The 26,816-nt window shown below is 69.5% G+C and carries 35 protein-coding genes; 15 read left to right on the top strand and 20 right to left on the bottom strand.

Features of this window, described 5'->3' with window-relative positions; all coding sequences use genetic code 11:
- The first annotated feature begins 91 nt into the window (after positions 1 to 91).
- Positions 92 to 454: a hypothetical protein gene (locus HQM25_RS10400; RefSeq protein ID WP_172990169.1), complete on the top strand. Its 363-nt coding sequence runs from the start codon at positions 92 to 94 to the stop codon at positions 452 to 454.
- A 62-nt stretch (positions 455 to 516) separates the two neighbouring features.
- On the opposite strand, the gene HQM25_RS10395 is transcribed toward HQM25_RS10400, so the two are convergent.
- The 4 genes from HQM25_RS10395 to HQM25_RS10380 form a co-directional block, all read right to left on the bottom strand.
- The gene (locus HQM25_RS10395; RefSeq protein WP_172990168.1) at positions 517 to 678 is read right to left on the bottom strand and encodes a hypothetical protein; all 162 of its coding nucleotides are present in this window, start codon (positions 676 to 678) and stop codon (positions 517 to 519) included.
- 173 nt (positions 679 to 851) lie between these two features.
- Positions 852 to 1,694, bottom strand: coding sequence for a MerR family transcriptional regulator (locus HQM25_RS10390; protein WP_254359273.1), 843 nt, complete (start codon positions 1,692 to 1,694; stop codon positions 852 to 854).
- A 123-nt stretch (positions 1,695 to 1,817) separates the two neighbouring features.
- Positions 1,818 to 2,198, bottom strand: coding sequence for a nitroreductase family deazaflavin-dependent oxidoreductase (locus HQM25_RS10385; protein WP_172990167.1), 381 nt, complete (start codon positions 2,196 to 2,198; stop codon positions 1,818 to 1,820).
- Positions 2,199 to 2,485: 287 nt separating this feature from the next.
- Positions 2,486 to 2,638: a DUF2087 domain-containing protein gene (locus HQM25_RS10380; protein ID WP_254359271.1), complete on the bottom strand. Its 153-nt coding sequence runs from the start codon at positions 2,636 to 2,638 to the stop codon at positions 2,486 to 2,488.
- 98 nt (positions 2,639 to 2,736) lie between these two features.
- Here HQM25_RS10380 and HQM25_RS10375 point away from each other — a divergent pair, with 98 nt between their 5' ends.
- The 6 genes from HQM25_RS10375 to HQM25_RS10350 all read left to right on the top strand — a co-directional run bounded on the left by HQM25_RS10375 (position 2,737) and on the right by HQM25_RS10350 (position 6,825).
- Complete coding sequence (locus tag HQM25_RS10375; RefSeq protein WP_172990166.1) at positions 2,737 to 3,405, top strand: hypothetical protein; 669 nt, start codon at positions 2,737 to 2,739, stop codon at positions 3,403 to 3,405.
- 93 nt (positions 3,406 to 3,498) lie between these two features.
- Positions 3,499 to 4,125, top strand: coding sequence for an SRPBCC family protein (locus HQM25_RS10370; protein WP_217275138.1), 627 nt, complete (start codon positions 3,499 to 3,501; stop codon positions 4,123 to 4,125).
- Positions 4,122 to 4,790 carry a DUF4166 domain-containing protein gene (locus HQM25_RS10365; RefSeq protein ID WP_254359269.1) on the top strand — a complete coding sequence of 223 codons (669 nt, stop codon included), beginning with the start codon at positions 4,122 to 4,124 and terminating at the stop codon, positions 4,788 to 4,790. Before HQM25_RS10370 ends, HQM25_RS10365 begins: the two co-directional genes overlap by 4 nt.
- A gap of 9 nt (positions 4,791 to 4,799) precedes the next feature.
- On the top strand, positions 4,800 to 5,273 hold the full coding sequence (locus HQM25_RS10360; RefSeq protein WP_172990165.1) for a GyrI-like domain-containing protein: 474 nt from the start codon (positions 4,800 to 4,802) through the stop codon (positions 5,271 to 5,273).
- Positions 5,274 to 5,418: 145 nt separating this feature from the next.
- Positions 5,419 to 5,901 carry an FBP domain-containing protein gene (locus HQM25_RS10355; RefSeq protein ID WP_172990164.1) on the top strand — a complete coding sequence of 161 codons (483 nt, stop codon included), beginning with the start codon at positions 5,419 to 5,421 and terminating at the stop codon, positions 5,899 to 5,901.
- A 240-nt stretch (positions 5,902 to 6,141) separates the two neighbouring features.
- On the top strand, positions 6,142 to 6,825 hold the full coding sequence (locus tag HQM25_RS10350; RefSeq protein ID WP_254359268.1) for a phosphotransferase: 684 nt from the start codon (positions 6,142 to 6,144) through the stop codon (positions 6,823 to 6,825).
- A 12-nt stretch (positions 6,826 to 6,837) separates the two neighbouring features.
- Here HQM25_RS10350 and HQM25_RS10345 read toward each other — a convergent pair whose 3' ends face one another.
- The 5 genes from HQM25_RS10345 to HQM25_RS10325 form a co-directional block, all read right to left on the bottom strand.
- Positions 6,838 to 7,452, bottom strand: a complete 615-nt coding sequence (locus tag HQM25_RS10345) for a hypothetical protein (protein ID WP_172990162.1) — start codon at positions 7,450 to 7,452, stop codon at positions 6,838 to 6,840.
- Positions 7,453 to 7,514: 62 nt separating this feature from the next.
- Positions 7,515 to 8,198 (bottom strand): hypothetical protein, encoded by a 684-nt coding sequence (locus HQM25_RS10340; RefSeq protein ID WP_172990161.1) that lies wholly within the window; start codon positions 8,196 to 8,198, stop codon positions 7,515 to 7,517.
- Positions 8,199 to 8,366: 168 nt separating this feature from the next.
- Positions 8,367 to 8,744: a bleomycin resistance protein gene (locus HQM25_RS10335; RefSeq protein ID WP_172991613.1), complete on the bottom strand. Its 378-nt coding sequence runs from the start codon at positions 8,742 to 8,744 to the stop codon at positions 8,367 to 8,369.
- A 90-nt stretch (positions 8,745 to 8,834) separates the two neighbouring features.
- Positions 8,835 to 9,203, bottom strand: coding sequence for a DUF1801 domain-containing protein (locus HQM25_RS10330; protein WP_172990160.1), 369 nt, complete (start codon positions 9,201 to 9,203; stop codon positions 8,835 to 8,837).
- A gap of 102 nt (positions 9,204 to 9,305) precedes the next feature.
- Positions 9,306 to 10,187 carry an alpha/beta fold hydrolase gene (locus tag HQM25_RS10325; protein ID WP_172990159.1) on the bottom strand — a complete coding sequence of 294 codons (882 nt, stop codon included), beginning with the start codon at positions 10,185 to 10,187 and terminating at the stop codon, positions 9,306 to 9,308.
- Between the two features lie 174 nt (positions 10,188 to 10,361).
- Between HQM25_RS10325 and HQM25_RS10320 the strand changes: the two genes are divergently transcribed.
- A complete protein-coding gene (locus HQM25_RS10320) occupies positions 10,362 to 11,303 on the top strand; it encodes an SMP-30/gluconolactonase/LRE family protein (protein ID WP_172990158.1) in 942 nt (313 codons plus the stop codon).
- A 25-nt stretch (positions 11,304 to 11,328) separates the two neighbouring features.
- Here HQM25_RS10320 and HQM25_RS10315 read toward each other — a convergent pair whose 3' ends face one another.
- The 3 genes from HQM25_RS10315 to HQM25_RS10305 form a co-directional block, all read right to left on the bottom strand.
- Positions 11,329 to 11,898, bottom strand: coding sequence for a GNAT family N-acetyltransferase (locus HQM25_RS10315; protein ID WP_172990157.1), 570 nt, complete (start codon positions 11,896 to 11,898; stop codon positions 11,329 to 11,331).
- A 58-nt stretch (positions 11,899 to 11,956) separates the two neighbouring features.
- The gene (locus tag HQM25_RS10310; RefSeq protein ID WP_172990156.1) at positions 11,957 to 13,156 is read right to left on the bottom strand and encodes a Fic family protein; all 1,200 of its coding nucleotides are present in this window, start codon (positions 13,154 to 13,156) and stop codon (positions 11,957 to 11,959) included.
- Positions 13,157 to 13,257: 101 nt separating this feature from the next.
- Entirely contained in the window at positions 13,258 to 14,001 is a 744-nt protein-coding gene (locus HQM25_RS10305) for a hypothetical protein (protein WP_172990155.1), read from the bottom strand.
- 214 nt (positions 14,002 to 14,215) lie between these two features.
- Between HQM25_RS10305 and HQM25_RS10300 the strand changes: the two genes are divergently transcribed.
- Complete coding sequence (locus tag HQM25_RS10300; RefSeq protein WP_172990154.1) at positions 14,216 to 16,261, top strand: molybdopterin-containing oxidoreductase family protein; 2,046 nt, start codon at positions 14,216 to 14,218, stop codon at positions 16,259 to 16,261.
- Between the two features lie 25 nt (positions 16,262 to 16,286).
- Here the strand turns inward: HQM25_RS10300 and HQM25_RS10295 are convergent, their stop codons facing one another.
- The 4 genes from HQM25_RS10295 to HQM25_RS10280 are packed head-to-tail and all read right to left on the bottom strand — an operon-like array spanning position 16,287 to position 18,718.
- On the bottom strand, positions 16,287 to 17,156 hold the full coding sequence (locus HQM25_RS10295; RefSeq protein WP_172990153.1) for a GNAT family N-acetyltransferase: 870 nt from the start codon (positions 17,154 to 17,156) through the stop codon (positions 16,287 to 16,289).
- Positions 17,157 to 17,193: 37 nt separating this feature from the next.
- Positions 17,194 to 18,009 carry a hypothetical protein gene (locus HQM25_RS10290; RefSeq protein ID WP_172990152.1) on the bottom strand — a complete coding sequence of 272 codons (816 nt, stop codon included), beginning with the start codon at positions 18,007 to 18,009 and terminating at the stop codon, positions 17,194 to 17,196.
- Positions 18,006 to 18,242: a helix-turn-helix domain-containing protein gene (locus HQM25_RS10285; protein WP_172990151.1), complete on the bottom strand. Its 237-nt coding sequence runs from the start codon at positions 18,240 to 18,242 to the stop codon at positions 18,006 to 18,008. The genes HQM25_RS10290 and HQM25_RS10285 overlap by 4 nt, the downstream gene beginning before the upstream one ends.
- Positions 18,242 to 18,718 carry a DUF2975 domain-containing protein gene (locus HQM25_RS10280; protein WP_172990150.1) on the bottom strand — a complete coding sequence of 159 codons (477 nt, stop codon included), beginning with the start codon at positions 18,716 to 18,718 and terminating at the stop codon, positions 18,242 to 18,244. The genes HQM25_RS10285 and HQM25_RS10280 overlap by 1 nt, the downstream gene beginning before the upstream one ends.
- A 94-nt stretch (positions 18,719 to 18,812) precedes the next feature.
- On the opposite strand from HQM25_RS10280, the gene HQM25_RS10275 reads away from it, so the two are divergent.
- A complete protein-coding gene (locus tag HQM25_RS10275; RefSeq protein ID WP_172990149.1) occupies positions 18,813 to 19,241 on the top strand; it encodes a DUF2809 domain-containing protein in 429 nt (142 codons plus the stop codon).
- A gap of 214 nt (positions 19,242 to 19,455) precedes the next feature.
- Here the strand turns inward: HQM25_RS10275 and HQM25_RS10270 are convergent, their stop codons facing one another.
- On the bottom strand, positions 19,456 to 19,926 hold the full coding sequence (locus HQM25_RS10270; RefSeq protein WP_254359264.1) for a DUF1294 domain-containing protein: 471 nt from the start codon (positions 19,924 to 19,926) through the stop codon (positions 19,456 to 19,458).
- 21 nt (positions 19,927 to 19,947) lie between these two features.
- Positions 19,948 to 20,217, bottom strand: a complete 270-nt coding sequence (locus HQM25_RS10265; protein ID WP_172990148.1) for a hypothetical protein — start codon at positions 20,215 to 20,217, stop codon at positions 19,948 to 19,950.
- A gap of 327 nt (positions 20,218 to 20,544) precedes the next feature.
- Here HQM25_RS10265 and HQM25_RS10260 point away from each other — a divergent pair, with 327 nt between their 5' ends.
- Both HQM25_RS10260 and HQM25_RS10255 read left to right on the top strand, forming a co-directional pair.
- Complete coding sequence (locus HQM25_RS10260; RefSeq protein ID WP_172990147.1) at positions 20,545 to 21,489, top strand: L,D-transpeptidase; 945 nt, start codon at positions 20,545 to 20,547, stop codon at positions 21,487 to 21,489.
- 18 nt (positions 21,490 to 21,507) lie between these two features.
- Positions 21,508 to 22,500, top strand: coding sequence for an aldo/keto reductase (locus tag HQM25_RS10255; protein ID WP_172990146.1), 993 nt, complete (start codon positions 21,508 to 21,510; stop codon positions 22,498 to 22,500).
- Positions 22,501 to 22,628: 128 nt separating this feature from the next.
- Here the strand turns inward: HQM25_RS10255 and HQM25_RS10250 are convergent, their stop codons facing one another.
- Positions 22,629 to 24,506, bottom strand: coding sequence for an adenylyl cyclase (locus HQM25_RS10250; protein WP_172990145.1), 1,878 nt, complete (start codon positions 24,504 to 24,506; stop codon positions 22,629 to 22,631).
- 258 nt (positions 24,507 to 24,764) lie between these two features.
- Positions 24,765 to 25,382 carry a GNAT family N-acetyltransferase gene (locus HQM25_RS10245; protein ID WP_172990144.1) on the bottom strand — a complete coding sequence of 206 codons (618 nt, stop codon included), beginning with the start codon at positions 25,380 to 25,382 and terminating at the stop codon, positions 24,765 to 24,767.
- A gap of 34 nt (positions 25,383 to 25,416) precedes the next feature.
- Between HQM25_RS10245 and HQM25_RS10240 the strand changes: the two genes are divergently transcribed.
- From HQM25_RS10240 to HQM25_RS17965, 3 genes are all read left to right on the top strand, one after another.
- Positions 25,417 to 25,842 (top strand): SRPBCC family protein, encoded by a 426-nt coding sequence (locus tag HQM25_RS10240; RefSeq protein WP_172990143.1) that lies wholly within the window; start codon positions 25,417 to 25,419, stop codon positions 25,840 to 25,842.
- A complete protein-coding gene (locus HQM25_RS10235; protein WP_172990142.1) occupies positions 25,839 to 26,138 on the top strand; it encodes a DUF1905 domain-containing protein in 300 nt (99 codons plus the stop codon). Before HQM25_RS10240 ends, HQM25_RS10235 begins: the two co-directional genes overlap by 4 nt.
- Positions 26,139 to 26,394: 256 nt before the next feature.
- Complete coding sequence (locus HQM25_RS17965; protein WP_172990141.1) at positions 26,395 to 26,814, top strand: type II secretion system protein; 420 nt, start codon at positions 26,395 to 26,397, stop codon at positions 26,812 to 26,814.
- The last annotated feature ends 2 nt before the right edge of the window (positions 26,815 to 26,816 follow it).

The following is a 26,816-nucleotide window of genomic DNA, read 5'->3' as shown; positions in this document are numbered from 1 at the left end:
CGCCCGTCGGAAATGGGCGCTCCCTTCATGTGATTGACCGCAGCTCCGAGAGATCACTAGCCTGGCGCTCATTCATCGATGAGGGGGACTGGTGGACTCACAGGGCAAAGCCGTCAACGCCTCGCACGTCATCGGTACTGCGCTTGTTGCCGGTGCATTCGCTGTCGGCGCAGCAATGTTGGCAGTGGCCAGCAGCCCAACAGCAGGTGTCTCACCCGAGCAGGAGACCTCTGATGAACACCACTTCTTCACCGTCGAGCCGGGTCTGCCGGAGGAGGCAGTCGTCACCTCGACGACAGAGGCCCCCGGTGCCGACCCCGCAATGACCGTCGAAAACCGGACCATCATGCTCCGCAACCTCGGCCTCTCCGAGGACCAAATCGCGGCGGCCCTCGCCGAGGGCGCATTCCTCGGTGTTCCCGAAATCCTTCCGCCCTCGGAAGATGATGAGTAGGCCTGTCACGCGCCGACGCCGGCGGGATCGCCGATTCACGCGGGCGCTCGCCCTCTCCGTCGTCACGCCGCCCGGGGCGATCCGTCGCGGCTGGACCCCGTCGGACGCCGCGTGACCAGCCGCTCGTGTTGACGAGCGATCGATGGGCTGTGAAAGACGTCGGCGAGTGTCGCACCAAGAAGGATGCCGGCGACCGCGACGAGGGTGGTGGCGTCTTCGGTCACACTTCAACTCCTTACCCTCTGACCCACCGATGACGACGGCCCGGCAGCGCGATCACTGCCGGGCCGTCGTCATCCCACCCCGATTGCACCCAGCGCGTCAGGCCTTCTTGCGCACGACGGTTGAAGCGCCCCTCCTCGCCCTCGTCGTGCGCGGGGAGCTTGTGCCGTTTCGGCTACGTCGTCGTGGGGATGCCGATGATCGGCTGTTGGAGCTGGGTGAGCCACTGCGATTGCGGCAGCGGTTCCGACTCCAGGTACACCTCGCGTCCTGCGCCGGCCATCGTGACCCCAGCTTGAGCAAGGCCCGTCATGAACTCGTGCCAGGCGTCGCCGATACCAGGCATGTCGCCGCGGTAGTCGAAGACGGCAGCGTGCGGGACCTCGGGGAGTGTGACGACCTCCCATGCCGGATTCTCGACTGGATCGCCACCGGCGATCCAGGAAACCCACACGCGCATGTCGTCACCGCCGTCGACCGGTTCGTACCAGAAGATGCCCGGCTCCGTGAAGTCGACGCCCGATTCCTGCAGCGCGCGAAGAAGAGGAAGCAGGATGCGATCGACAACCGGCGAGACATTCTCGGGCCCGCTGCCGGGGGCGATCTCGCTCGTCGCGTAGACGGTGACGGCGGGCAGGGAGGTATAGGTGATTCCGCTCACGGTGAGTGTTCCTTCCAGACGGGAGAGACGCGCATCAATCCGGGCGACACGCGCGGCATCTGCGGCGATCGAATCCGTGAGCTCATCGCGTCGGCGGGCCAGGATCGCGCGAGTAGCGGCATCCGGATCGTCCGACGAAAGCGCCTCGGCGGCGGCATCCAGCGAACACCCGAATCCGCGAAGGTCGACGATCCGAAGGAGGTCCGACAGCTGCGAGGAATCGTAGCGCCGGTATCCCGTGGACGGGTCGACCCGAGCGGGCTTGAGCAGCCCGATGGCGTCGTAATGCCGCAGCATTCGCGCGCTCACGCGCCCGTACGCTGCGAACTCTCCGATGGTGTACATGATGGAGACCACGATCGACCCTGTCACAATGAGAAGGTCAAGCGGAACCGCAAGAAATGCCCGATGCGGCTCAGCGGGCGGGATCAGACGGAGGACCAGACGACGAGTCGGCCCGACCATCACGTCGGGGAGCCGTCAGGCGTCGGGCGCAGTAGCCGCGGTCAGCACGATGAGCGGACTGTGCGCAATCATCTCGTCGACATCGTCTCTGCGCCATCGGCGTGCAGCGGCCTCGATGAGCGGCCGTGCTTCGTGGGGATCGGTGATGACCCGCGCCGTGGCAGGAACGTCGGCCTCGATGCCCTGCTTCACATGCACGATCACGTTGGGGTCTGCGGTGATGTTGAGTATCCAGTCCCTTGTGCGGTCTCGACGCGGCATCCCGGTGATGAACAGCACGCCGTTCTCATCGTGCAGGAAGATCTCGATGCGGCGGGGCAGCCCGCTGCGGCGACCGGTGGTCGTCATGTCGATGAGCTGACTTCGGTGCAGGGCCGCGGTGACGTCGTTGTTCACACCTGTTGAAGCAATCGCGCTCCGGCAGACATTCCAATGCGATCGATGAGACTGTCCGTGCGCAACGCCTGATGGCCAAAGCTCCCTGCAGCGAAGCCCGCGCCGGCCGGCGTCCAGTCCCTCACTGATCGCCGCCGGGCCGTCTCCCAGGGAAAAGCGGTACGCTGGTCGAGATAGGCGGACTTCTCATTCGTCTCGCCCCGGCTGTGTGGTAGCGGTCGGGGCTTTTTCTTTGCGCGAACGGGGTCAGGCGTCGCCGCCAATCTCAGGGAACGCGGCGTGCGGGGCTAGTCCTCGGGTACAGCGTCGGCGGGGTGGGCGTGCTCTGAGCCTGATCGTGTCCGTTCCAGTTCGCGGTGGTCGACCAGGTGCCGTCGAATCAGCGCGACGTCGTCGGTGACGCTCGCCAGGCGCTCGTCGAGTTCCCGTTCGGTGAGCACGTCGACAGCGCACCTCAGACGCGCGCGGAATATACGCCTCGATCAGTCCGGAGGCAACCGTCTCGCTGGTCTCGGATGCGTTCCCATAGCGTCGCACCATGACCTCCGACACCCCGGGACGACCCGCTGCGACCGAAGACACACGACCCCGCACGGTCCGTGACCCCGACCACGAAGGCCGGGTCGAGGCGCGCGACGGCTCACTGCGCCACGCGGTGCTCGAGCGTGAGCACGAGCGGTTCGCGGGCTTCCAGTTCGGCGCTGCGTTCTTCGGCTGGCTCGCCGCGATGGGAGCCGTGGTGCTCCTCACCGCCCTCGTGGCGGCCATCGGGACGATGCTCGGGGTGAATGCACCCGAGGCGATCGACGACGCTGCGCAGGCAGCGGGCGACAACCTCGGCGTCGCCACTGTGATCGGAGCGATCGCCGTCGCGATCGTGCTCTTCGTCGGCTACTTCGCCGGCGGCTACGTCGCCGGTCGCATGGCCCGATTCAGCGGGTTCAAGCAGGGACTCGCGGTGTGGCTCTGGGCGATCGTGATCGCGGTGATCGTCGCCGTGATCACCACGATCGCCGGCAGCCAGTGGGACATCCTGTCCAGCCTCGACAGCTTTCCGCGCATCCCCGTGACCGCTGAGACGGCAACGCTCACCGGCATCCTGACCGCCATCGGTGCCGCCCTGATCACTCTGATCGCGGCTGTCCTGGGCGGCCTGGCCGGCATGCGATATCACCGCCGCGTCGACCGCGTCGGTCTGGGCGCGTAGCGGCACCGTCACCGTCGGCGGCATCCTGCGCGATCGCTGGATGTCTGGTTTCGGATCCCTTCCCTCACAGCACCGGTGCCGTAGGTTCGTTGTGTGCGGGCTCGGGGCATCTACGTGGAGGCGCGGATCCGTGCCGACCTGGACGCCGTGTGGGATGCCACGCAGGACCCGTCTCAGCATGTGCGCTGGGATGTGCGATTCTCGAAGATCTCGCCCGACGGGATGTCTCGGGCGGGCGTGTCGACGTTCACCTACGAGCGGCGCGTCCCGTTCCACACGGTGCGGGGGAGCGGCGTCAGCCTCGGCGAGAAGAACGGCGACGGAACCCGCACCTCGGCGCTCCGCTTCCACACCGACGACCGTCTGTCTCCCATCGCTGCGGGCCGCGGCTACTGGCGATACCGCACGGACGGGGAAGAGGACACGGTCTTCGTGACGGGTTACGACTACACGCCCGGATGGCCGGTGCTCGATGTCCTCGTCCGCCCGATCCTCGGGTGGGCGACCGCGTGGAGCTTCGACCGGCTCCGTATCTGGATGGAGACCGGCATCCCGCCCGAGCGTTGGCCGCTTCTCAGCGTGCTGTGGTGGTGGAAGCCGGATCGTCCGCGCGCTGTCCGTTGCCGCCGAGCGCCGCAGGGCAGACCGCGGCGCGCCGACCATCTCGCCGACGCGCCACCCGCGCTCGCGGCGCTGACCGAGCCGGAGCCGACCCGGTGACATCCATCTTCGAGGCGGCGCTCGGGCCGGACTTCGAACGTCTGCATCCGATGATGCGACGGAGGTTCGGCGTCGGTCTGGACTCCGGGGAGGCGTGCGTCGCTCGCGGGGTGATGACGAGCATCCGGCGTGGGCCGTGGTGGACCGTGCCGTTCCTGCAGATCGGTCGGCTGCGGAACATCCTCATCCCCGACACGGGCACCGACGTGCCCTTCGTCATCGAGAACTTCCCATACCGCGACCCGCTCGGGCGAGAGACAGTGACATTCGTCCGCGAGTACACCTTGGGCGCACGGCGCCGTCGGTTCGACGCCACCATGATCCTCGACGGCAACCGGGTCGTCGACTATCTCGGCACCCACCAGCACCTCGCCGTCGACCTCGATCTGCGCGTCGACGACCGCGGGGGACTCGTCCTCACTTCGGACGCGCAGCGCTTCTATGAAGGACCCATCGGCTTCCGCTTCCCGATGCTGTTCAGCGGGCGTGCCCGCCTCCACGAGCACTTCGACGATGGCGACCAGCGCTTCCACATCGACCTCGAGGTCCGAAACCACCGGTTCGGCTTCCTCTTCGGCTACCGGGGCACCTTCCAAGCCGAGTGGATGCCGGCCTCCGACGCTCCCGGCCGACTCAAGCCCCGCCGCCACGAACGCAGAACCTGAGGAGAGATCATGATCGATGTCGACTACCGCCCGGTGGCGGCCGTCACCCTGTACGTCGTCTCGACGGTCGCCCGAGGAGGCTCGACGGGCGTGCCCGCCGCGATCGGCGCCGCCGTTCCCGGACTCGACGCCGCCCTCGAATCCGCGGGGCGGCCGCTGAACGAACCGGGCGTGTTCTGGTACGAGCCCATCGAGGACACCGATGATCTGGCGGTGCACATCTCGTACACCGCCGACGAGCCCCCGGTGCCCGGCGACGGGTACGAGGTGGTGACGCTCCCCGCGGTGCCGACCATGGCGACGCTCATCCATCGTGGAGACATGACGGGCATCGGCGAATCGTGGGGCGCCCTCATGGAGCAGGTCGTCGCCGACGGCTACCGCATGTCCGGCCCGTGCCGCGAGGTCTACCTCGTCGCGAACGGCCACGAGCCGGGGCCCGACTGGGTCACCGAACTGCAGGTGCCGGTCGAACGGGCGTGACCCGTGTCTCCCGTTCCGCATCGCGGGGTGCCCGAGGCGCAGCCGAGGCCGTCAGCGGCTGTGAGTACGTAGGATTGCGGGATGCCGGATCGATGATCCCGCTCCCGACATCGCGCTCTCGCGCACCGACGATCGGCACCGCGTCATGCTTCCCCTGACTGAACAGGTCATCCGTGGATCCTTCTGCAACGCCTCCCGCAAGGAGGTGTCGATGCTCACCCTGCCGCCCGACCTGGAGACCCTCGACTGGGAGCGCCTCGACTACCTCGGCTGGCAGGATCCCAAGCTCGCCCGTCGCGCGTACCTGATGATCCCTGACCTCAACGGCGCGGTCACCGGCATCCTCCTGCGGCGTGCCGACGCGAAGCCGAACGCGCGAGCCCAGTGCTCGTGGTGTCGCGATGTGACACTGCCCAACGACGTGGTGCTCTACGTCGCGAAGCGCACGGGGCCCGCGGGACGGAAGGGCGATGCGGTCGGCACGCTCATCTGCGAGGGCTTCGAATGCTCGACGAACGTGCGGCGGCTTCCGCCCCTCGCGTACGAGGGCTTCGATCGGGATGCTGCGCGCGACCGCCGCATCGATGATCTGCGCATGCTCGCCGCCGCCTTCGCGGCCGAGCTCTGAGCGCACCGGGCGACCGGGCGTTCAGGGGTGCCCCGAGCCGAGTGCGCGGAGGATCCCCAGGCGGGGACCGCCTCAGGAACGGAATCGACCGTGCGGCCATCGTGGCCGCGAAGTGCCGACCGGGACTCTGGGCCGGTGTGTGCGGTCCCGTCTGATCGATACCGTGGTTCGGTGAGTGATCGCGAGCTTCCGCTCGAGGGCGGCAATGCCACAGCGGCGGTCGTCCGCGTCGGCGACACGGTGCGCAAGCCGTGGACGTCGACTGCCAGGCAGGTCTCCGACTTCGTCGATCTGCTGGTGGAGAGTGGGGTTGATGTGCCGCGGGTCCTGGGTCGGGATGACGTCGGCCGGCAGATCATCGAGTTCGTGCCCGGCCGGCTCGCCGAGGAGCTGCTGCCGCTCGGCGTCGCCGATCTCGGCAGGGTCGGTCGTCTGATTCGTGCGATCCACGACGCAGCGGAGCAGATGGGGGTGCCCGCGGACCCGTGGGACGTCCTCATCCCTGCGCGGGATGCCGATCTGATCTGCCACAACGACCTCGCTCCGTGGAACCTGATCGTCGGTGAGCGGTGGGTGTTCATCGACTGGGATGGCGCGGGTCCGAGCACTCGGCTGTGGGACCTCGCCTATGCCGCTCAGGCCTTCGCACTCAACGACGTCGACGAATCACCGATCCTCGCGGCGAAACGCCTCGCAGCGCTCGTCGACGGGTACGGGGCTGATCGAGGACTTCGCGAAGCGCTGCCCAAGGCCATGGCGCAGCGGACCGAAGCGATGCACGACCTCCTGCGCACTGCTCATGCGGCCGGTCGTCAACCGTGGGCGACCATGTATGTCGAGGGCCACGGTGATCACTGGCGAGCGGCGGCCGAGTATGTGACAGAGCACGAAGGCGTCTGGGCAGCGGCCCTCGCCAACGCCTGAGCTGCCGTCGCCTCACCCCATCCCGGGCGCCCCGTACTGGCCGCCATCGGGTAGCTCGGGGCAGGAGGCATCAAAGGTCTGGGCTGCGATCTCGGCCCGTACAGCGATGCCGCGGGGGACGGTCAGGAGGGTGTACACGATTCCCTCCTGAGCGCCCTCTTCCGGGATGTACCCCAGGGTCATCCCGTCGCTGTCCATACTGTCGGGCCTATGGACTCCCCACACTGAGCGGAGTCCACCGGCGGGGTGCGCGTCGAGCCAGTCGGCGGTGTCGCTGAGGGTGGCGTCGGGGACGAGCCAGAACGCCTCGAGCTCGGAGACCGGCCCGCACGGCCAGCCGGTATAGGAGGAGAACGAGGCGACGTTGGACCTGGCGGGCGACGTGCCCGGCGGGAGGGAGATGTCGTCAAGCCATGACTGGGCCTGAGCACGTGCCTGCTCGTCGTTGCTTCCTGATGCGACGACGTCGGAGGCGGGCGAGGTCGGCTCGGGCGTGGTTGCCGCTGCCGGCTCGGGCGTGGTTGCCACTGCCGGCGCGGGCGCGCTCGCGGGCGTCTGACCGGTGGCGCATCCGGTCAGGGCGAGGGCGGCCAGAACCGCTGCGGCAAAGGTGAGGCGGTGGCGCATCCGACCACTCTAGGAGACGTCGCCGGGGCACCGGATCCCGTGTCACTCGGCTATACCGGCACCTACGGGTCCGTGCACATCACGAATCCGCTGGGATCGAACTGCGCGCCGCCCGAAACCTCCACCTTGTAGATCCGGATCTCGCTCGTGCCGGTCGCGGGGAAGGTGCCCACCGCGGTGGGCACGCCGGGCACGAACGCACCGATTCCGGAATAGTCCACGGAGTCGGGCGCGGTATCGACCGCCCACCTGAATCGGACCGTCAGGAAAACGTCGCGGCTGTCGACCGAGGCGTAGAGCGTGCACGCTGAGCGATCGTCTCCGGTGAAGACGGCATTGAACGTGACAGCGACGTGCGACACGATGCTGCCGCCCCCGACACCGTAGGCGATGCACGCGCCCTCGTCGGTGAACGGGACGTTCAGGATGGTGGCGAGCTCCGCCCAGCCGCCGTCGAGGCACTGTGCCGCCGACTCGCTGGTGGGGACGAGTGCGGCGCCCTTCGCCCCCGCGGCGACACACTCATCCTCCGACGTGAACCCTATCCATGGAGTTGCGCCGGCGGACAGGCTCTCCCACCCGCCCTTCAGACATGCCTTCGCGGTTGCAGAATTGCCCCCCTTCGCCCCCATCAGCGGGAGCGCGAGCAACAGGGCGAGCGCCACGACGAGGGCGGCGGCCAGGGGGAAGGGGAGTCGGCGCAGGGCTATCATCAGGGGCTCCTCCAGAATGGCCGCAAGCAACACTGTCTCGGGCTCGGTGAGGACACGGTACCCAGCACAGCGACGGCCGTCTATCGGGCATTTGCCCGCCCTCCGGAGGAGGGGGCATCACTCGGCGCCGGTTGCGGCGCGTTGTGGACTTCTGGTGAGTTCTCGCGCGGTGCGACGACCATGTCGGGCGCGCGTGCTCGCTCACATCGTTGCCGGCTGCTCGATCAGCGCGAGCTGGGTGCCGTCCGGGTCGATCAGATACCCGGCTCTGAGACCCCACTCCTGCATGCGAACCGGCTGCAGCCGCGGCATCCCCGCCGCTCGCTCGTGGACTCCGGCATGCCGGATGGCCCCGTACAGCTCGTGCACGTCGGCGACCCGGATCGAGCACATGAAGCTGCTGGTCGCGGGGTCGAGGTCCGGGTGCGGGAAGAACTCCAGGCGCAGCTCGCCGCGGACGAGGATCATCCATCCGTCGTCACGGAACTCGCGATCGAACCCGAAGCCGCCGTAGAACGCCTCGGTCACGTCGAAGTCGCGAGACGGGAGATTGGGAACGGCCCGATCGCGTCCGACCATCGCATGCATGGGTCAATCGTGCCAGGAGGACGACCGCCGGCACAGGTCGCGCGCTCGACCGGTGGGATCCCGGGCAGGCCTACGCGGTCCTTACCGCGAGGCGCCGTCCTTCGCGCGGATCCATGCCCGCACGAGTTCCTGAAGCGGGTGGGTCTTCTTCGCGAGGTCTGCGGCATCTGTGAACTTCGCCACGCGGGATGTTGCGCCGTCACCTTCGAGGATGCCTTCGGGGTCGGGGAGTGACGCCCCGGTATGGAACATCAGGCTCACGTGCGCCCGAGATCTCGGGAAGAAGGACGCGATGTTCCCCTGGTACACGAACGTCGGCGCCTGCCACTTGATCGTCTCTGACACGCGATCGTCGGTATCGAGGACGACTCGCCTCACAGCATCGACCAGGTCCTTCTGGGGATTCTCGTACTCCTCGAACCAGGCATCGACGATCTCGGATGTCGGCATGACAACTTCCCTCCGGCCCAGACGATACTCCGTCTCACACAACCGGACGATGGCAGGGCCGGAGCAGACGTCGTGGCGGTCCTGCGGCCTGAGTCGATCCGTTCACGTGCGCGGCGAGGGAGAGGCATCCAGGACTTCGCGGAGTCTGGCCGCGAAGGCCTCGGGCTGGCCGGCGTAGCCGAACTCGCCGCCCATGAATCCGCCGTGGTGGCTGGGGAAGACGGTCGCCTGCTGACCGAGCTGTTCGGCGAGGGCGATCGCGGTCCGGCCGGTGTACACGTTCACCGACTCCTCTCCGACCGCGATGACGATCCGGGTCGGCGCCACCCGGAGCGCATCGAGGTCGGGTCGGTAGTGGGTGACCGCCCAGGACCGGTCGGACAGGAGCGGATCGTCTCGCCGGCCGTCGTCGTCTGCGGGCAGCCCGAAGGCGACCGGGTCGGGTGCGGGCTGCGAGAGGTACTCGTCTGTGATCTCGCCTTCCCAGGAGGTCAGCGCGATGAAGCCGGCCATTCCCGCGCCCCAGCCCTTGTCCTCATACAGCGCGGTGTAGGCCTCCCTCGCCTGCTGAACAGCTGCCGCATCCGGCAGGACGCAGTCGATCGGCGGCTCGTGGGCGACGAGAGTCGCCACATCGCCGGGGTGTGCGGTGACCAGCGCGAGGGCTGTCACCGCGCCACCGCTGCTCGCCAGCATGTCCACGGGGCCGGCCCCGAGGGACGCGATGAGAGCGTGGACGTCCTGAGCCTGGATCTCGGGCTCGTTCGTGACCTCTCCGTCCTTGCGCGTGCTCCTGCCCAGGCCGCGGGGATCGTAGGTCACGACCGTGCGATCGGCGAACAGCGGCACCTGGGCCTGGAACCCGCTGGCATCCATCGGCTGGCCGATCATCACCAGCGGAGGCCGGCCGTCCGCGGTCGGCAGCGGTCCGTGCACGTCATAGACGAGATCGACCTCCGGCAGCTCGAGGGTGCGTTCGCTCACGGGTGGCTCCGTTCTCCGGCGTCGACGACTTCACCGTACGACGCCGACGCCCACCCGGCCAGTGCGCCCTGACGGCGCCGCGTCGATCCCCGCGCGGATCATCCGAGCGAGGACGCCTGGGCGAGGCCACGCGGGGGTCTGATATCACGGCCCGATCGGACGTACCATGTGCCCATGTCCGGTCGCAGCGTTGCACGTACATTCGCCGCTCTCACCCTGACGGGGTTGCTCGTGGTCACCGCGGGCGCCGCCTACGGGGCGCAACCGTCACGAGGAGGTGGTGCGGTCGAAGACATCATCCCGCTGCCCGACGGCTTCCAGCCCGAGGGCATCGCGATCGGTCCGGGCGGCACCGCGTACCTCGGCTCGCTCGCCGACGGCGACATCTACGCCGTCGACGTGCGCACGGGCGAGGGCGAGATCATCAGCGAGGGCCCCGGCACCCCTTCCGTCGGGCTGAAGATCGATCAGTTCGGACGCCTGTTCGTGGCAGGCGGCCCCACCGGGACCGCGCGCGTGATCGACGCGACGACGGGAGGCCTGATCGCCGAGTTCGAGCTCGCGAGCGATACGCCGTTCATCAATGACGTCATCCTCACCCGGCACGGCGCATGGTTCACCAACAGCTTCGCTCCCGAGCTCTCCTTCCTCCCGATCGGTCCGTCTGGTGAGCTTCCCGACGCGCCCGTGACCGTGCCCCTGACGGGCGAGTGGGTTCAGCAGCCGAGCTTCAACGCCAACGGGATCGTCGAGACGCCCGACCACAGGGCGCTGCTGGTGATCCAGTCCGCGACGGCGACACTCTTCCGCGTGGATCCTGACACCGGCGAGGCGACCGCCGTCGACCTGGGCGGCGCATCACTGCCCGCCGGGGACGGCCTGCTCGTCGTCGGCCGCACGCTCTACGTCGTGCAGAATCAGCTGAACCAGGTGGCAGTCGTCCGCTTGAACGCGAGCGGAACGACAGGCGTGCTGGTGGAGACGCTCACCGATCCGGCCTTCCGTGTTCCGACGACCGTCGCCCGATTCGGGTCCAGTCTCCTGCTGCCCAATGCCCGGTTCGATGTCGTGCCGACACCTGACACCGAGTACGAGGTCGTCCGCATCGACCGCTGAGCACCCGGCCCTGCATCGCGTCCCGTCAGCCGCGCGCTGCGCGCCACTCCCGTTCGAGGATCGCGTAGTGGCCGGTGTCGGTCCACTCGCCCTTGAGCCACATGTGCTCGGCGAACCGGCCCTCGAGCCGCATCCCGAGCGACAGGCACAGAGCGACGGACGCGTCGTTGCGCGGATCGAGCTCCGCATACACCCGGTGCAGCGCCAGCTCGCCGAACGCGAGATCGAGCAGCAGGGCGGCGGCCTCCCACGCGTACCCCCGACCCTGGGCCTGCGGCAGCAGGATCCAGCCGATCTCGGCCGTGCGGTCCGGTTCGGCGCTGTGCAGCTCGAAGTACATCGTTCCGCAGAATCGCCCGTCGGCGTCACGGATGGCGGGCTGCAGATAGTCTCCGGGACTCTCCAGGCGGGTGGCCGCGGCATCCCGTCGCAGCACGTCGGCCACCTGCTCGCGGGACCGCGGCTCGTAGAGGAGATATCGACACACCTCGGGATCGGACTGCAGGGCATACAGCGGCTCGAGGTCGTCATCGCGCAGCAGATCGAGATGAATGCGCTCGCCGCTCAGCGGATGGAAGTCCCAGGGGAGGCCCATGGCGACCATCCTGCCGAAGATCGGGGCAACCCAGGGGGAGAGCACGGATCGCCGCGTGTCAGCGGGCCTCTCGACGGCCGGCGCGCTCGGCGAAGTCGTCGATCGCGGTGAGGACGTCTTCGCTGCGCCAGAAGGGTCCGAGGCGATGCTCGGCCTTCGAGATCAGGATGCCGGCGTCGACGAGCGCCGCCAGCGGAGGGTAGACGTTCGGCTGCTGTACGCCGAGCTCGGCCGCCGCCGCCGCCGCGGTGAGCACCGGGCGCCGCAGGAGCACATCCAGCAGCTTCCACGCGTTGCTGGAGCGGCGTACGCGAAGGCGTTCGTTCCAGCTCGAGCGGATCTCATCGAGTTCAGCCACGAGCGTGCGCGTGTTCCCGACTGCGCGCAGGGTGGCATCCGCGAAAGCAGTGACGATGGGGGAGACATCCCCGTCGCGGTAGGCGCTGAGCGCGCGGTGGTATCCCTCGACGTCGGCGAGAAGACCCGCCGATACGGGCACAGCGACATTCCGGGTCACGCCGCGATAGCGCAGCAGCGACTGCGCCAGCGCCCGCCCGGTGCGGCCGTTGCCGTCGGTGAACGGGTGGATCGTCTCGAACTGGGCGTGGGCGACGGCCACCTGGACGAGCGGCGCGATGTCGACGCGCCGCGAGAACGCCGTGACGTCTGCGAGGAGCGCCTCGATGCGCGAATGGTGCGGTGCGACGAACTCCGCGCCGATCGGGGTGTCGCTTCGCGCGCCGATCCAGACAGCCTCATCGCGCCAGAGGCCGGGCGTGTGCCGCGACTGGCCCGTCATCAGGACCTCGTGCATGCGGGCGATCGTGCCGGGGGTCACGTCATCGGCGAGCTCGATCGCCGCGCTCATCGCCCGGGTGTTCGCGGTGATCATTTCGGCGTTGCGGCTCGTCTTCGCGCCGAGTTCGGCGCTGAAGATCGCCCGCGCCGATGCGGTGATGTTCTCGATCTGCGATGACGACGCGGCTTCCGAGCGCAGCAGCACGGGCGCGAAGGCTGCGACGCGCCCGCCCAGTTCTGCGTCGAGGCGGCTCAGCTCCCGTGCGGCGGCGTCGGCGGCCGCACCGGTCTCCGACGTCGGCGCCGGGTGCAACTGCGCGATGGGGGCGGGCAGCGCCGAACGGTAGGGGAGCCCGCCGGGGGCGCGTTCGGCGTCGACGCCCCACACGGTGCTCGGCACCCACGTCTGCTTCTCCCAGGCGAGCGCGGGCCAGGGCTCGGCCGGGGGCACGGTGGTCATCATCGCCTTCCACATTATTATGAGAAATGTAACTTACTCATAATCCCGCGCGCAGTCGTTATGAGCAAGCGCCGGCGACCCTTCGACCGAACCCGCCCCGGTCAACCGTCGACGAAGCGCATCGTTGAGACGATGTCGTGGATCTCGGCGATCGCCTCGTCGGTGGCATCCGGCATCGAGTAGGCGTCGATGACCATGCGCTCGCCGTCCATGTCGAGCACCCACACGTAGTCGACCTGGCCGGGGCCCTGGTGATACCGCAGCGACGGCGTGCCGACTCCGGTCCAGCTGACGAAGTCGTGGGGCTGACCGTTCTCGGAGTCGCAGTCGGGGAAGCCGTCGCCGTCGTGGGCGATATCGCTCGGGACGCTCCACTCGAAGTAGGTGCCCGGGCGACCGTCGATTTCGACCGGCTCCGGAGTCGTGGGGTTGCGCAGGGGAACCTCGACGAGCGCGGCGACGAGGTCGTCGGCCGTGTCTCCCGGCGCGAACGCCGTGCCCTGCCACTGGCACGGGTGACCGAACACCTTGTCGACGTTCCAGAGCGATACGCCCACGTTCTCCGAGTGAATGGCCCACCCGTCAACGGAGGTCCAGCCCTCCGGCACGGTGACGATCACGGTCGGAAAGGCCGCGTTCTGAAGCTGCGACGGCTCCATGCGGTACGTGCCGGGGTCGAGCGCCCGCTCTCCGGCATCCAGCAGGGGCGGTGCGGGGGACGCGCTCGCGCTCTCCGCCGGTGACGAGGTCGACGCCGCGCACCCGGTCAGCGCGACCAGGGCCACGAGCGCGGGAACGGCGAGTCCACGCCGCAGGCCGGACGGCGGTTCTGGCGACGCATCCATGATCAGCTCCTGTCGTTCGCTGTGTCGCTGTGTCGGAGATGAAGAGCGCGCGAGCGCCGGACGGGATACATGCGCACCGCCCTGGCACCTGTATACCGCTCCGCGCGCCGTTCCGGGGCCGGGGGGCTTGACAGGCCCGATACGGTCGAGGAGAGCGCTGCCACCCGCATGACCGCCCTTGCGTGACGTCGAAGACACACCCGGAGGTGTCCAGATGGTCCAGTCGATTCCCCTCATCGTCCGCGGCGCATGCCCGCACGACTGCCCGGACACCTGCGCGTGGCAGGTAACCGTGCAGGACGGTCGTGCGACGCGCCTGAAGGGCGACGCCGATCATCCGCACACCCGCGGCAGCCTGTGTGCGAAGGTCAACCACTACCTCGACCGCGTGTACTCCGATGCGCGGGTGCTCCATCCGCTGCGGCGCACCGGCCCGAAGGGATCCGGCACGTTCGAGCAGGTCTCCTGGGAGACGGCGCTCGCCGAGATCGCGGCCGGTCTCACTGAGCGCATCGACCGTCACGGCGGCACGACTGTGCTCCCTTTCAGCTACATGGGCACCCAGGGCCTCCTGCAGGGGGAGACGCCGGGCTCGCGCTTCTTCGGACGGATCGGCGCCTCACGGCTCGTGCGCGCGGTGTGCGCCTCGACCGGATCGGCCGGAGTCGCACAGGCGATCGGCACCAACGTCGGGCTCCTGCCCGACGAGATCCGCCACTCGCGGTTCATCATCCTGTGGGGCACCAACACGATCGTCACCAATGTGCACCTGTGGCCTTTCATCCGCGAGGCCCAGGCGGCGGGGGCGACCGTCGTCGTGATCGATCCGGCGACGACGCGCACCGCGCGGTCGGCCGATTGGCACATCCAGCCGCTTCCCGGCTCCGACACCGCCCTGGCGATGGGCCTGATGCACGTGATCGTGCGCGACGGACTGCAGGATGCCGACTATCTCGAGCGCCATGCGACCGGCTTCACCGAGTTCGCCGCGCGGCTCGACGAGTTCACACCCGAGCGCGTGGCCGACATCTGCGGCGTTCCCCCCGAGGAGATCGAGCGGCTCGCTCATGCCTACGCGTCCACGCCCGCGTCGTGCATCCGTCTGCTCGTCGGTATGGAGCATCGCGCGTTCGGGGCCGAGACCTTCCGCACGATCGCGTATCTGCCGGTGGTGACCGGCGCCTGGCGCCACCGCGGTGGGGGACTGCTGTTCCTCACAGCCGGCCTGCACTGGGGCGCGATGAACACCGAGCGACTCGAGCGCGAGGACCTGACGCCGCCGGGAACCCGGTCGGTCAATATGATCCAGATCGGGGCGGCTCTCAACGACCCCGACCTCGATCCGCCGATCACCGCGGTGATCGTGCACGGCGCGAACCCGGTGGTCACCATGCCGAATCAGAGCCTCACGATCGCGGGTCTGAGCCGCGACGACGTGCTGACGGTGGTGCACGAGCAGTTCCTCACCGACACCGCGCGCTACGCCGACTATGTTCTGCCCGCCACGACGCAGGTGGAGAATCTGGATCTGATGTGGTCATGGGGTCATGACCACATCGCCCTCAACACGCCGGCCATCGCGCCGCTCGGCGAAGCCGTGCCGACGACCGAGTTCTTCCGGCGGCTGTCGGCGGCGGTCGGTCTCGACGATGACGACCTCTACCTCACCGACGACGAGATGCTCGACATCGCCCTCGACAGCGACCAGTTCCGGAGCATGGGCATCACCCGCGAGCGGCTCGAACGAGACGGCTGGGCGCAGCTGCACTCCGAGCGCGGGGCGACGCCGTTCTCCGACGGCGGGTTTCCCACCGACGACGGCAGGTGCGCCTTCGTGCCGCCGTCGATGCGACCCGGCGCCCCCGCGAAGGCGCGATGGCCGCTGCACCTGATCACGGCGAAGGGATCGCTGCACTTCCTGAACTCCAGCTATGCGCACGTGGCGTGGCACACGAAGGCCGAAGGCGAGCTGACCGTCGCGATCCACCCCGACGACGCGAGCGCGCGAGGCATCGCGCACGGCGACCGCGTCGAGGTGGTCAACGACCGCGCGCGCGTGCCGGCGAAGGCGCACGTGGGCGACGTGCGGCGGGGCGTCGTCGCGCTCCCGTCGGGCTGGGCGCGCGGTGCCGAGGGCGTGTCGGCCAACGCGCTGACCCCCGACGGGCTCAGCGACGCGGGCGGGGGCGGAGACTTCCACGACACCTTCGTCGATGTCGCGCCCGCCCGAGAAGAAGTGCGCGCGCCCGCCTCGCGCTGAGGTGCGCTCGCCGCGCTCGCCGCCGTCAGAGGTCGAGTCGCAGCCGGTGCGCGCCGCGCACCCGCACGTAGCCCATCTCCCGGTTGAGCGCGCGAATTCCGGTGTTGGATGCCTCGTTCGACGTCGCCAGTCGCCGGAAGCCCCGCTCGAACGCCTCGCGGTGCATCTCCTGCTTGAGCGCTCGCGCCAGCCCGCGGCGGCGATGGTCGGGATGCACGGCGGTGAGCAGCACATCGGCGTCCGTCCCCTCACCCGTGACGAAGATCGCGCCGGCGGGGCCGGCCGCGTCGTGCACGACGAGCGCGAGCACGGGGTAGGAGCTCGCCGCGAAGCCCGCCACCTGAGAAACCCCGATCACGGCGGACTCGGGCGAGGTGTCGGCGCGGGAGAGCAGCCGGTCGAGGTCCGGCCGGTCGACGTTCCGCACATCGTCGAGCATCTCGAACCGGTACCCGTCGGGGAGCACGGCCGCGGAGGGCCGCTCCGTCCAGGTGATGGCGCTCTCGATCGGATGCTGGATCGCCTCGAAGCCCCAGTGCTGGGCGATGTGCAGGGAACGTTCGTCCAGATCCGACACCGCGCACATCAGGGTCTTCGCCGGCCCCAGCCCGGCACGGACGATCTCCCACATGCGCGAGCCCCGGCCGTCGCCGCGGTGGTCGCTGTCGACGGACACGCGGACGAACACGATGCCGTCCTGCGTCGCCCAGGGCGGTCGGAAGCCGGCGCCGTAGGCGGCGATCCGCTCTCCGTCCATCGCCACGACGTGGATGTCGTACGCGCCGCCGAGGCGGAGGGTGCCGCGGTGGATCGGCGCCGGCACGAACTCCGGCATCTGCGCCCACAGCGCAAGCACGGCGTCCTCGTCGGCGGAGCGGTACGGACGGACCTCCATGTCGCCATCCTCCCAGTCGTCGCCGCGAGGTTCCAGGTCACCCCGGCGCGACCGCGCAGGCGCTGGCGATGCCGATGCGCAGGAGTCCGTCGATCGTCGTCGTGTCGCGGATCGACATCCGTTCCAGCGGGAGGGTGGTGCTGTAGCGGATGTCCTCCTGCATGGCGCGATCGGGCAGGTAGCCAGCGCGGTCCCACACGGCGAGGATGCGCGCGAGGGATGCGCTGTTGTCGCTGGTGCGCAGCGTCAGCGTCGCTCCCAGGCGCGCACCCGTCTCCCCGCACGCGGTGGAGCGGATCTCGACGTCGTCCGGGTCGATCGGCGCGCCGGTGTCGGAGACGACCGGCCCCTGAGCGGCCTCGAGCGTGGCATCCACCATCCGCGCCAGCTCGGCGCGGGCCTCTGGCACCGTCAGCGCCTTCGGCTCGGGCTCCGCACGCGGCAGCGGCTCGGCGGTCGTTGCGCTTCCGACCGCCTCGCGGGCGCGGGAGGCGAGGGCGTCCATCTCGGAGTTCGCCGCTGCCACTCCCAGCTGTGTCAGGCCGAGCAGGATGCCGCACACGCCGCCGACGACGATCCAGGGCGTGCTGCGCAGGAACGCCGCGAGCACGGTGATCGCGCACGCGATGATCAGCGCGACGGCGAGGGTCGCCGAGGTGTGCAGCAGGGTGTGGGCGGACCGCGTGACGGCGTCGATCCACCCTGCTGCCGTGCTCGGCGGACCGTACCCGGTGCCCACTCCCAGCACGACCACCAGGAACGCGCCCCCGCACAGGAGGATCGTGGCGACGATGACGAGAACGCCGGCCACGACGGTGCCGGTCCGCAGCGCCGCGCGAGTCGCCGGTCTCACCCGCGGGCGTCCGTGGGAACCTCGACGGCGTCGGGCACCCAGCGGAGGATGTCGCCCGGCTGACACTCCAGTACGCGGCAGATGGCGTCGAGCGTGGAGAACCGCACCGCGCGGGCCCGGCCGTTCTTCAGCACCGAGACGTTGACGGGGGTGATGTCGATCGCCGCGGCGAGTTCGGCCACGCTCATCTTCTTCTTGGCCAGCGCAACATCGAGGTCGATCGCGATCGCCATCACACCACCTCCGCCATCTCCTGAGTGAGGCGGGTCGCCTGCCGCAGCAGTCCGCGCAGCACGACGACCACCAGCGCGATCCCCGTCGCCACGATGACGGCGATGATCCCGGTCACCCCGATGATCGGGCTCCCGGCGCGCGCCCCGTTCAGCACAGCCAGCCCGACGACGATGAGCGCATCGGCGGCCACGACGGTGACGATGATCGCATCGACCCACCGGAAGGCCGCGTCGTCGAAGATGCGCTCGCGTGCCGTCAGGGTGAGCAGTCGCCAGACGCACGCCAGCACGACCTGGACGCACAGCAGCAGCGCCCCGATCAGGAGGATGCCGGGCACCTCGAGCGCCGCGAACTCGGGTGCGGTCCGGGCGAATCCTCCCGCGACGGCCGGCACGACCCACACCTGGCAGGCCAGCAGCGCGGCGAACAGCACCACGATGAGGATCTTCGTCACGAGAACCAGCAGACCGCGCATGCACCTTCTCCTATCGTTTCCCGCTAGGAATATATCGACTAACGATATGCGCAGCAAGGTTCGACAATCACCTCGACCCCGCTACCGTGAGGGGATGCAGGAGCCTGAGCCCGCCGGCATCCCGTCCGCGCAGCGATGTATCGTCGCGGCGATCCTGCTGGGCGGCTGCATCGCCACCGGGCTCGCGGTGCACACGCTGCTGCCCGACACCGCGGCCACCGACATCGCCGGCGACGCACTGTATGCGCTCGCCGCGCTCGCGCTCGTGGCGGCGATCGCGCCACGGCTGGCGCCCGTGCTCGCGGGCGCGATCGCCCTCGCGTGGTGCGCGGGGGTGGAGCTGTTCCAGCTCACCGGCATCCCGCTCGCGCTCGGCGCGGTGTTCCCGCCCGCGATGCTGGTGCTCGGCACCGTCTTCGACCCGCGCGACCTCCTCGTCTACGCGGTGATGGTGGCGGTGGCGACCGGCGGCTGGGTCACCGCGGCCGCGGTGACCCAGCGACAGGAGCCGCGACGTCCCTGATCGCCGCGACGGCGGTTCGGGCGTGTTCGGGCGGGTTCGGGCGGGTTCGGGATGCCGCGCCGGGCGCCGCACAGCTTCGGAGATCCGCATTCGTGCGGAGGCGAACGGCCCGCACGCTCCGCACGAGTGCAGATCTCCGCAGGAGCGCAGGAGCGGCGGGACGCAGGAGCGCCGGAGCGCAGGGGCGCGTGGCGCGGGGCCGCGCGACGGCGCGCTACGCGAACAACGGGAGTTCGGGCAGCGTGAACACCCCGCGCTGCGCGGCCACGACCACCACCACCAGCAGCATCACGTTCCACACGACGGTGCGCCAGAACGCGCGACGGAACGAGCGCTTGCGCGTCTTGTGGCGGAACAGCTGCTGCGCGACGACGGCGCCGGGCCAACCGCACAGGAGTCCCAGGGTGAGCAGGGTGCTCTCGGAGACTCGCCGGTGTTCCCGGCGCGCGGCGGACTTGTCGATGCCGTACGCCGCGAACGCGACGAGGCTCACGCCCGCGTAGAGGAGCGGCATCCACATCGGAAGGTCGAACATCTCGAACGCGATCGCGAAGCCCGCGACGAAACCGCCGAGCACGCTCCAGCTCAGCGCCGCCGGCAGGGGGCGGGACAGATCACGGGGGCGCGCGGGTGTGGTCCCGCGCGGGGCCGACGGGCGGAAGGTGCGAGGCGAGCCGGAGGTCACTCGCCCGATCCTAGGGTGCGCTCAGGGCCGGGATCGCTCGGCGGCGCGCCCGAACCAGCCGGCGAGCACGAACATCATCGCCAAGGCGCCGACTGCGACCGTCGGCCAGGAGGTGGATGCCGCGCGCTCGCCGCGGGCAGGGCGGAGCATCCACACCCCGGCGCCGGCGTTCACGCTGCTCCACAGCGCGTTGACCAGCGGCGGCGACATGCCCACACCCGGCGGCGAGGCGAACGGACTTGGGAACGGCCGCCCCTGCACGGCGGCAAGACCATGCGGCACGGCGTTCATCAGCAGGACGCCCGCGAAGAACGCGCGAGCGCGCGAGGGGCGGGACGGATGCGATGGCCCATGTGCTCACCGTAGGTGGCGGACCCCTCGAAAGGGAGGTACTGCCCGTACACGGATAGCCCCTCACTGTTTCGGGCGCGGCTCTTGCGATGGACTGGGTGCAGACGGTCCATCGGAAAGATCGCCGGCCTCGACGAGGCGAGGTCGCAGTTCTTCGACCACCGCGACCCTGAGATGGTGCGCTGGCTCGCCGCCCGGCACGTCTCCGGGTGACCCGCCACGCGCCGCGCGGTTGCGGCGGCGCGCGCCACGGCCGACGATGGACGCATGGGTGAACCAGGGGATGCCGCGGGCGAGCGCGCCCGCGCGCGCCGGTGGCCTCTGCGCCTGGGGCTCGGAGCCCTGACCGCGCTGGTGGTCGGCGTGGTCGTCGCGATCGCGGTCGCGACACCGCGCGCGGATGCGCCGGTGGCGGCATCCACTCCCTCGATCACGCCCACCGCGACGGCCACACCGACCCCGACCCCGTCGCCGACGCCCACGCCCACGCCGGCCGGGTTCGCCGAGAACACGGCGAGCTACCAGAGCGCGATGCTGCCGCAGGTGAACGTGTTCGCGGTGATCCCCGCGCTCGCCGTCGACGACGCCCCGTATGCGGCGCCCACCGGGGAGACGGCCACCGCCGCGGGCGAAGGGGCGCCCGTGTGGGCCGACCCGACCGGTGAGCCGGTGGCGTACCTGCCCCGCGAGTACGCATTCGACGGCACGACCGTGCCGATCGTCGAGAAGCAGCCGTACTGGGTGAAGGTGCTGCTCACCGGGCGCCAGGCGGTGCCCTCGCAGGGGAATCCCGCGCAGGTGACCGGATGGCTGCGGGTGGCCGACGTCACGATCGCGCCCTCGGCTGTCGAGGTGCGGGTGGACATCTCCGACCGAACCGTCGACATCGTGCGCGACGGCGTCGCCGAGCGCATCGCCACCGACTTCGGCTGGGGCACCGGAGCCACCCCGACCCCGCTCGGCCGGACCTACATCATGACGACCCGCGTCGTGGAGGAGTACTGGTACACGCGCGGGCATCCCATCGTCTACCTGTCGGTGCAGTCGCCGACGCTCGACGGCTTCGGCGGCGCGGATGTCGCGGTGACGGCGTTCCACTACCACGACCAGCGCTCCGGGGCGATCTCCAACGGCTGCATCCGCGTGGACCCCGCCGCCATCACCGCGCTCGCCGCCCTGCCGCTGGGCACCCCCGTCGTCATCGCCGAGTGAGGGTGGGATGCTGGGGGGATGCAGCAACGACCTCTCGGCCGCACCGGCCACAACGTGTCAGCGATCGGACTCGGAACCTGGCAGCTCGGCGCCGACTGGGGAGCGGTGAGCGAAGCCGACGCGGAGGCCGTGCTCGCGGCATCCATAGATCACGGCGTCACGCTCTTCGACACCGCCGACGTCTATGGCGACGGACGCAGCGAGACGATCATCGGGCGGTTCCTTGCCGCGCGGTCCGGGCACGGCGTGACGGTCGCCACCAAGATGGGGCGCCGGCTCGCGCAGGAGCCCGAGAACTACACGCCCGAGAACTTCCGCGCGTGGACCGACCGGTCGCGGCGCAACCTCGGGGTCGACACCCTCGACCTCGTGCAGCTGCACTGCCCTCCCACCGCCGTGATCACCGCCGATGAGACCTACGACGCGCTCGACGCGCTCGTCGCCGACGGCACGATCGCCGCGTACGGCGTGTCGGTGGAGACGTGCGCGCAGGCGCTCGCCGCCATCGCTCGTCCGCACGTGACGAACGTGCAGATCATCGTGAACCCGTTCCGGCTGAAGCCGCTCGATGAGGTGCTGCCCGCCGCCGCGGCGGCCGGCGTCGCCATCTTCGCCCGCGTGCCGCTCGCATCGGGGATGCTGTCGGGAAAGTACACCGCCCAGACGACGTTCGCCGCGAACGACCACCGCACCTACAACCGCCACGGCGAGGCGTTCGATCGCGGCGAGACGTTCTCGGGCGTGGACTTCGAAGTGGGGCTCGCCGCGGTCGCAGAGCTGACCGAGGCGCTGCCCGAGGGCGTGCCACTGCCGGCGGCGACGCTCGCGTGGATCGCGGGCCTCGAGGGCGTCACCTCGGTGATCCCGGGCGCGCGAAATGTGTCGCAGGCGCAGAAGAACGCCGACGCGGCGGCGCTGCTCGACGAGGGCGTCGACCTGTCGGGCTTCGACGCGGCGGTGCGACGGGTGTACGACGAGCGGCTGCGGGCGGCGATCCACCCGCAGTGGTGACGGCGGGCGTGCGGCCCTTCGTCTTGCTGCGCTCGCTCATGTCCTGGGGTCTCTGAGCGAGCCCGCGAAGCGCGCGAAGGGCGCCCCACCGCTGGTGGGACGCCCTTCGCCGGACCTGCCGCTGGGGTCTACGGCAGCGGATACTCCGCGATGAACTGCGGGGTTCCCGTGTTGGTGTTGTCGGCCTGACCGCCCACGCCGTTGATGACGTGCTCGATCGTGCCGGCCGACAGGTTGACCGTCATGATGTGGTGCAGCTGCACCCCGGGCGTCTCGGGAACCGAGAAGCCGTTTGCCGTGACGATCGAAGGATTGTTCTGGTTGAACACGTACACGCCGGCCCCGTCGAGGCGGTGCGTGGTCACGTCGTCGGCGACGACGTAGCCCGGGTAGCCGAGGGTTCCGTCGGGCTGGGTCCAGTCCGCCTGGGTGGGCGGGTCGTACGGCAGCTCGTTCTGGTAGAGGATCACGCGGCCGTTCTCGCCGTTCCACAGCGTGTTGTGCTGCTGGAAGTGCTCGACGAACAGGCCGGTCGCGGTCACGTTGTCGCCGTTGACGATCACGCCGTTGAGTCCGGTGTTGGTGTTCCACCGGTCGGTGTCGCCGTTCACGCCTTCGGTGAAGCCCTCCACGCCGTGGTCGCCGCGCCACACCCACGTGTGGTCGATCAGCACGTTGTCGGCGTTGATCTCGAGCGCGGTCGTCGTCTTGCCGATGTGCGGGCCGCCGACGCGGAAGTACACGTCGCTCAGCGTGATCGGGTTCTCGGCGCCCTGCGGCTGGCCGCCGGCCTGCTTGCCGACCCGCAGCAGCACCGGGGACAGCTCCGTTCCGGCGTCGATCGTGACACCGGCGATGACGATGCCGGCGGCATCCTTCACCTCCATCGGCACCGCACCGCCCACCGCGGTGAGCGTCGCGTGCCCGAGACCGAGCACGACCGTGTCGGCACGCTTGACCTCGATGGTCTGCGCGATGTCGTAGACGCCGGGGGTGAGGATCAGGTGCTGACCGCGGGCGAGCGCGTTGTTGATGTCCTTCACGGAATCACCGGGCTCCGCGATGAAGAAGTCCGTGATCGGGATGCTGCGCCCCGGCGTCTGCCCGTCAGCCCAGCTCACGCCGCGCGAGTCGTGCTGCACGGCGGGAACCCGCACGTTGTACCGGCCCTCGTCGTCGACGTAGAGGTACGGCTTCTCACGGCTGATCGGGGTGTTCTCGATCGTCGTGTAGGGCGGGGTCGGGAAGGTGGAGTCGTCGGGGGCGCCGACGACGCCCGAGAAGACCTGGTTCCACACCGCGTTGCTCCACTCGGCGACCTCGCTGTTGCGGGTGAGCCACTGCTGCTGCGAGCCGTTGATCGTGAGCGGCAGACGCGAGTCGGCGATGAAGCCGCCGCTGGCGAACTGCGGCCCTGCGGTGCAGTAGTCCATGAGCGAGAACTGCGGCGTGGCGCCGAGCTCGATGTCGAGGCGGCGCAGCGAGACGGCCTGCGAGACCGCCCAGAACATGGCCGACTGGCGGCATCCGTCCTGTCCTGCCTTGTTCACCTCGACCTTGAGATTGGCGAGGGTCCGCCAGAAGTTCACGAGCGCGATGCAGTTGTCGGGCGTGAGGCAGCGGTTGTACACCTCGGGCGCGCCGACGATGGTGACGTCGTCGGGCGATGCGCCGAGCCCGGCGACCTCCGTGTAGTAGCCCACCTCGAACTGCAGCGGCGTCTCGGCGCTGCCGTAGGTGCCCGGGAGGAAGTACACCGACTGGCGGTTCGTGCTCATCTCGGCGTCGCGCTGCTGGTCGGCCAGCGCATCGAGCTCGGACTGGATCTGCGCGATCGGGGTGTCGGGGGAGTAGATCGTCACGTTCGGCCCGAGATCGGGCGCGAACGGGTCGACCGCGCGCGGCGGGGCCGCTGCGGCGGGAGTGGCGATGAGCGCTCCGAGCAGGAGCGTCATGCCGGCGGTGACCGCGGCCAGCTGCCTGGCGCGGGGGTGTCGTGCTGTCATGCGGTGGTCCTTCATCGTTGAGGGAGTCGCGCGGCGGCTGCCGCTTACTTACAAGACGGTAACCATTATGGCGAGCGAGTTCAAGAGTTGAAGGCAGTGGACCGTTTCACCGGCCAGTTTCGTACATATGTCGGTTTTCGGTGTCGGGTCTCGATACGGCTGCTTCGCTGCCTACTCGACCACCGTGAGAGGTTCGCCCGCCGGATCGGTCCCTGAGCGAGGGAGCGCAGCGACCGAGACGAAGGGCGGTGGGGCGGCCTACTCGGCCAGCGGGAGGCGCATGACCACGCGACGCTTCGTCGGGTGCGACACCTCGGTGAACCCGGCGGCGAGGAACGGGCCGAGCGGGCCGACGTTCAGCTCGTCCCAGATGACCTGCCGCCCCTCGGTGAGCATGGGGTAGCCCTCGATGGATGCCGCACCCCGCGCCCGCGCGTGCTCGACGGCCGCTGCGACCAGTGAGTACGTGAAGCCCCGCCCGCGGAACCCCTTGCGCACGATCACGCACGCGATCGCCCACACCGACGGGTCGTCCTTGTCCTCGTCGCGGCCCTTCCAGGGCACGGGCGACCCGCGCAGGCGGCCGTAGACGCCGCGGCGGTCGACCGCGCACCACGCGACCGGCTCGTCGTCGAGGTACGCGACGAGCCCGATCGTCGCCTCCGCGCGCGGATCGCCGCAGTGCGCCTCCGACCGCAGTATCGCCGCGCGCTCGCTCACGGGCATGTGCCACCAGTCGTGGTCGCCGAGGCGCTGCCGCTCGCACTGGCACGCGTGCGCGGGGCCGGTGAGGATCGCCTGCAGGTCGTCCCACGAAGCCTCGTTGGCGGGCACGATCCGCAGTCGATCGCGCTCCGCGGTGAGGGGCTCGGCCATGGCGGCAGACTAGCCGCGGCCGTAGGGTGACACCATGCTCGAGCTCATCGAGGAAGCCCTGGTCGACGCGCCCATCGAGGTTGTCTGGAACGACCTCACCGACCCGATCGCCCTCGCCGCCTGGTTCTGGCCGGAGCGCATGCAGACCGAGGCCCGGATCGACCTGCGCGTCGAGGGCGCGTACGAGGTGCGGTCGGGGCCGGCATCCCTCGCCGTCGCCGGCGTGATCGTGGCGCTCGAGGCGCCCCGGATGCTGCGGCTGCAGTGGCGCTGGGAGGGCGAGGAGCACGCCACTGACGTCGAGATCGGCCTCGAGCCTGCCGCCGACGATTCCACGCGGCTGCGGGTCGCGCACGCGGGGTTCCTCACCGCCGACGAGCGCGCGAGCCACGTCGAAGGCTGGAGCGGCTGCCTGCAGCGGCTCATCGACCGCCACGCGGCCTGGGTGGGCGGCGCATGATCATCGAGTTCGACGGCGAGGTGTTCCGCTGGGATGCCCGCGATGACGCCTCCTGGTACTTCACCTCCGTGCCGCCGGAGCTCAGCGCCGAGATCCGCGAGATCCCGCGGCCCCACCGCGGATTCGGATCGGTGCGGGTGCGGGCGCGCGTGGGCGGGTCGGAATGGGCGACCTCGATCTTCCCCGACAAGGAATCGGGCTCGTACGTGCTGCCGCTGAAGAAGGCGGTGCGGGATGCCGAGCACCTCGTCGACGGAGGGGCTGTCGTCGTGCGGCTGCACGTGCTCGACGGCTGAAACCGGGTCTCATCTGGGGTGCTCGTCGATTCCATGGAGAATCCTGAGGTTTCCCTGATAGGAGCCTGAGCGGCCACGTTGACAACGACATGAGATTTCTCTCATGATCTTCTTCGGGAGGGGATTCGCGCGACCCGAAAGCGTGCGCATCTCGACCCAGCTCTGACGCTGGGATCGCATTACCGGATATGCCTGTGGGCGGCATCGTTGTGCGTCAGAGCTGACTCATGTCAACACTCAAATGGGGAGAGCGCACATGCGTGCATTCATCAAGAACTACATCGCGGCCGAAAAGGCCCGCCGCGAGGAAGAGGGCCGCGAAGACGGCTTCTCGCTCATCGAGCTCATCGTCGTGATCGTGATCCTCGGCATTCTGGTTGCCATTGCGGTGCCAGTGTTCCTGGGACTTCAGAAGACGGCAAGCCAGCAGGCGCTCGAGACGATTACGGCCAACGCCGCGTCGCAGGTAGCTGCTGAAATCGCGAAGGACCCGACCGTTGATCTCACCAAGATCAACTTCACCAACTTCACGAACGAACCCAACAAGCCCGCCGAGCTGAAGCTCGTCGCGACCTCGATCACTGGATCTCAGCTGGACACGTTCTGCGTGACTGGCACGGCGAAGGACCTCAAGGCCGCCAACTCCGGCCCTGGTTGCCCCGTCCCCACCCCGTAAGC

Source organism: Microbacterium hominis (assembly GCF_013282805.1).
GTDB lineage: Bacteria > Actinomycetota > Actinomycetes > Actinomycetales > Microbacteriaceae > Microbacterium > Microbacterium hominis_B.
Note: the sequence above shows the minus strand (reverse complement) of the source record. Positions and strands in the feature narration are given on the sequence as shown.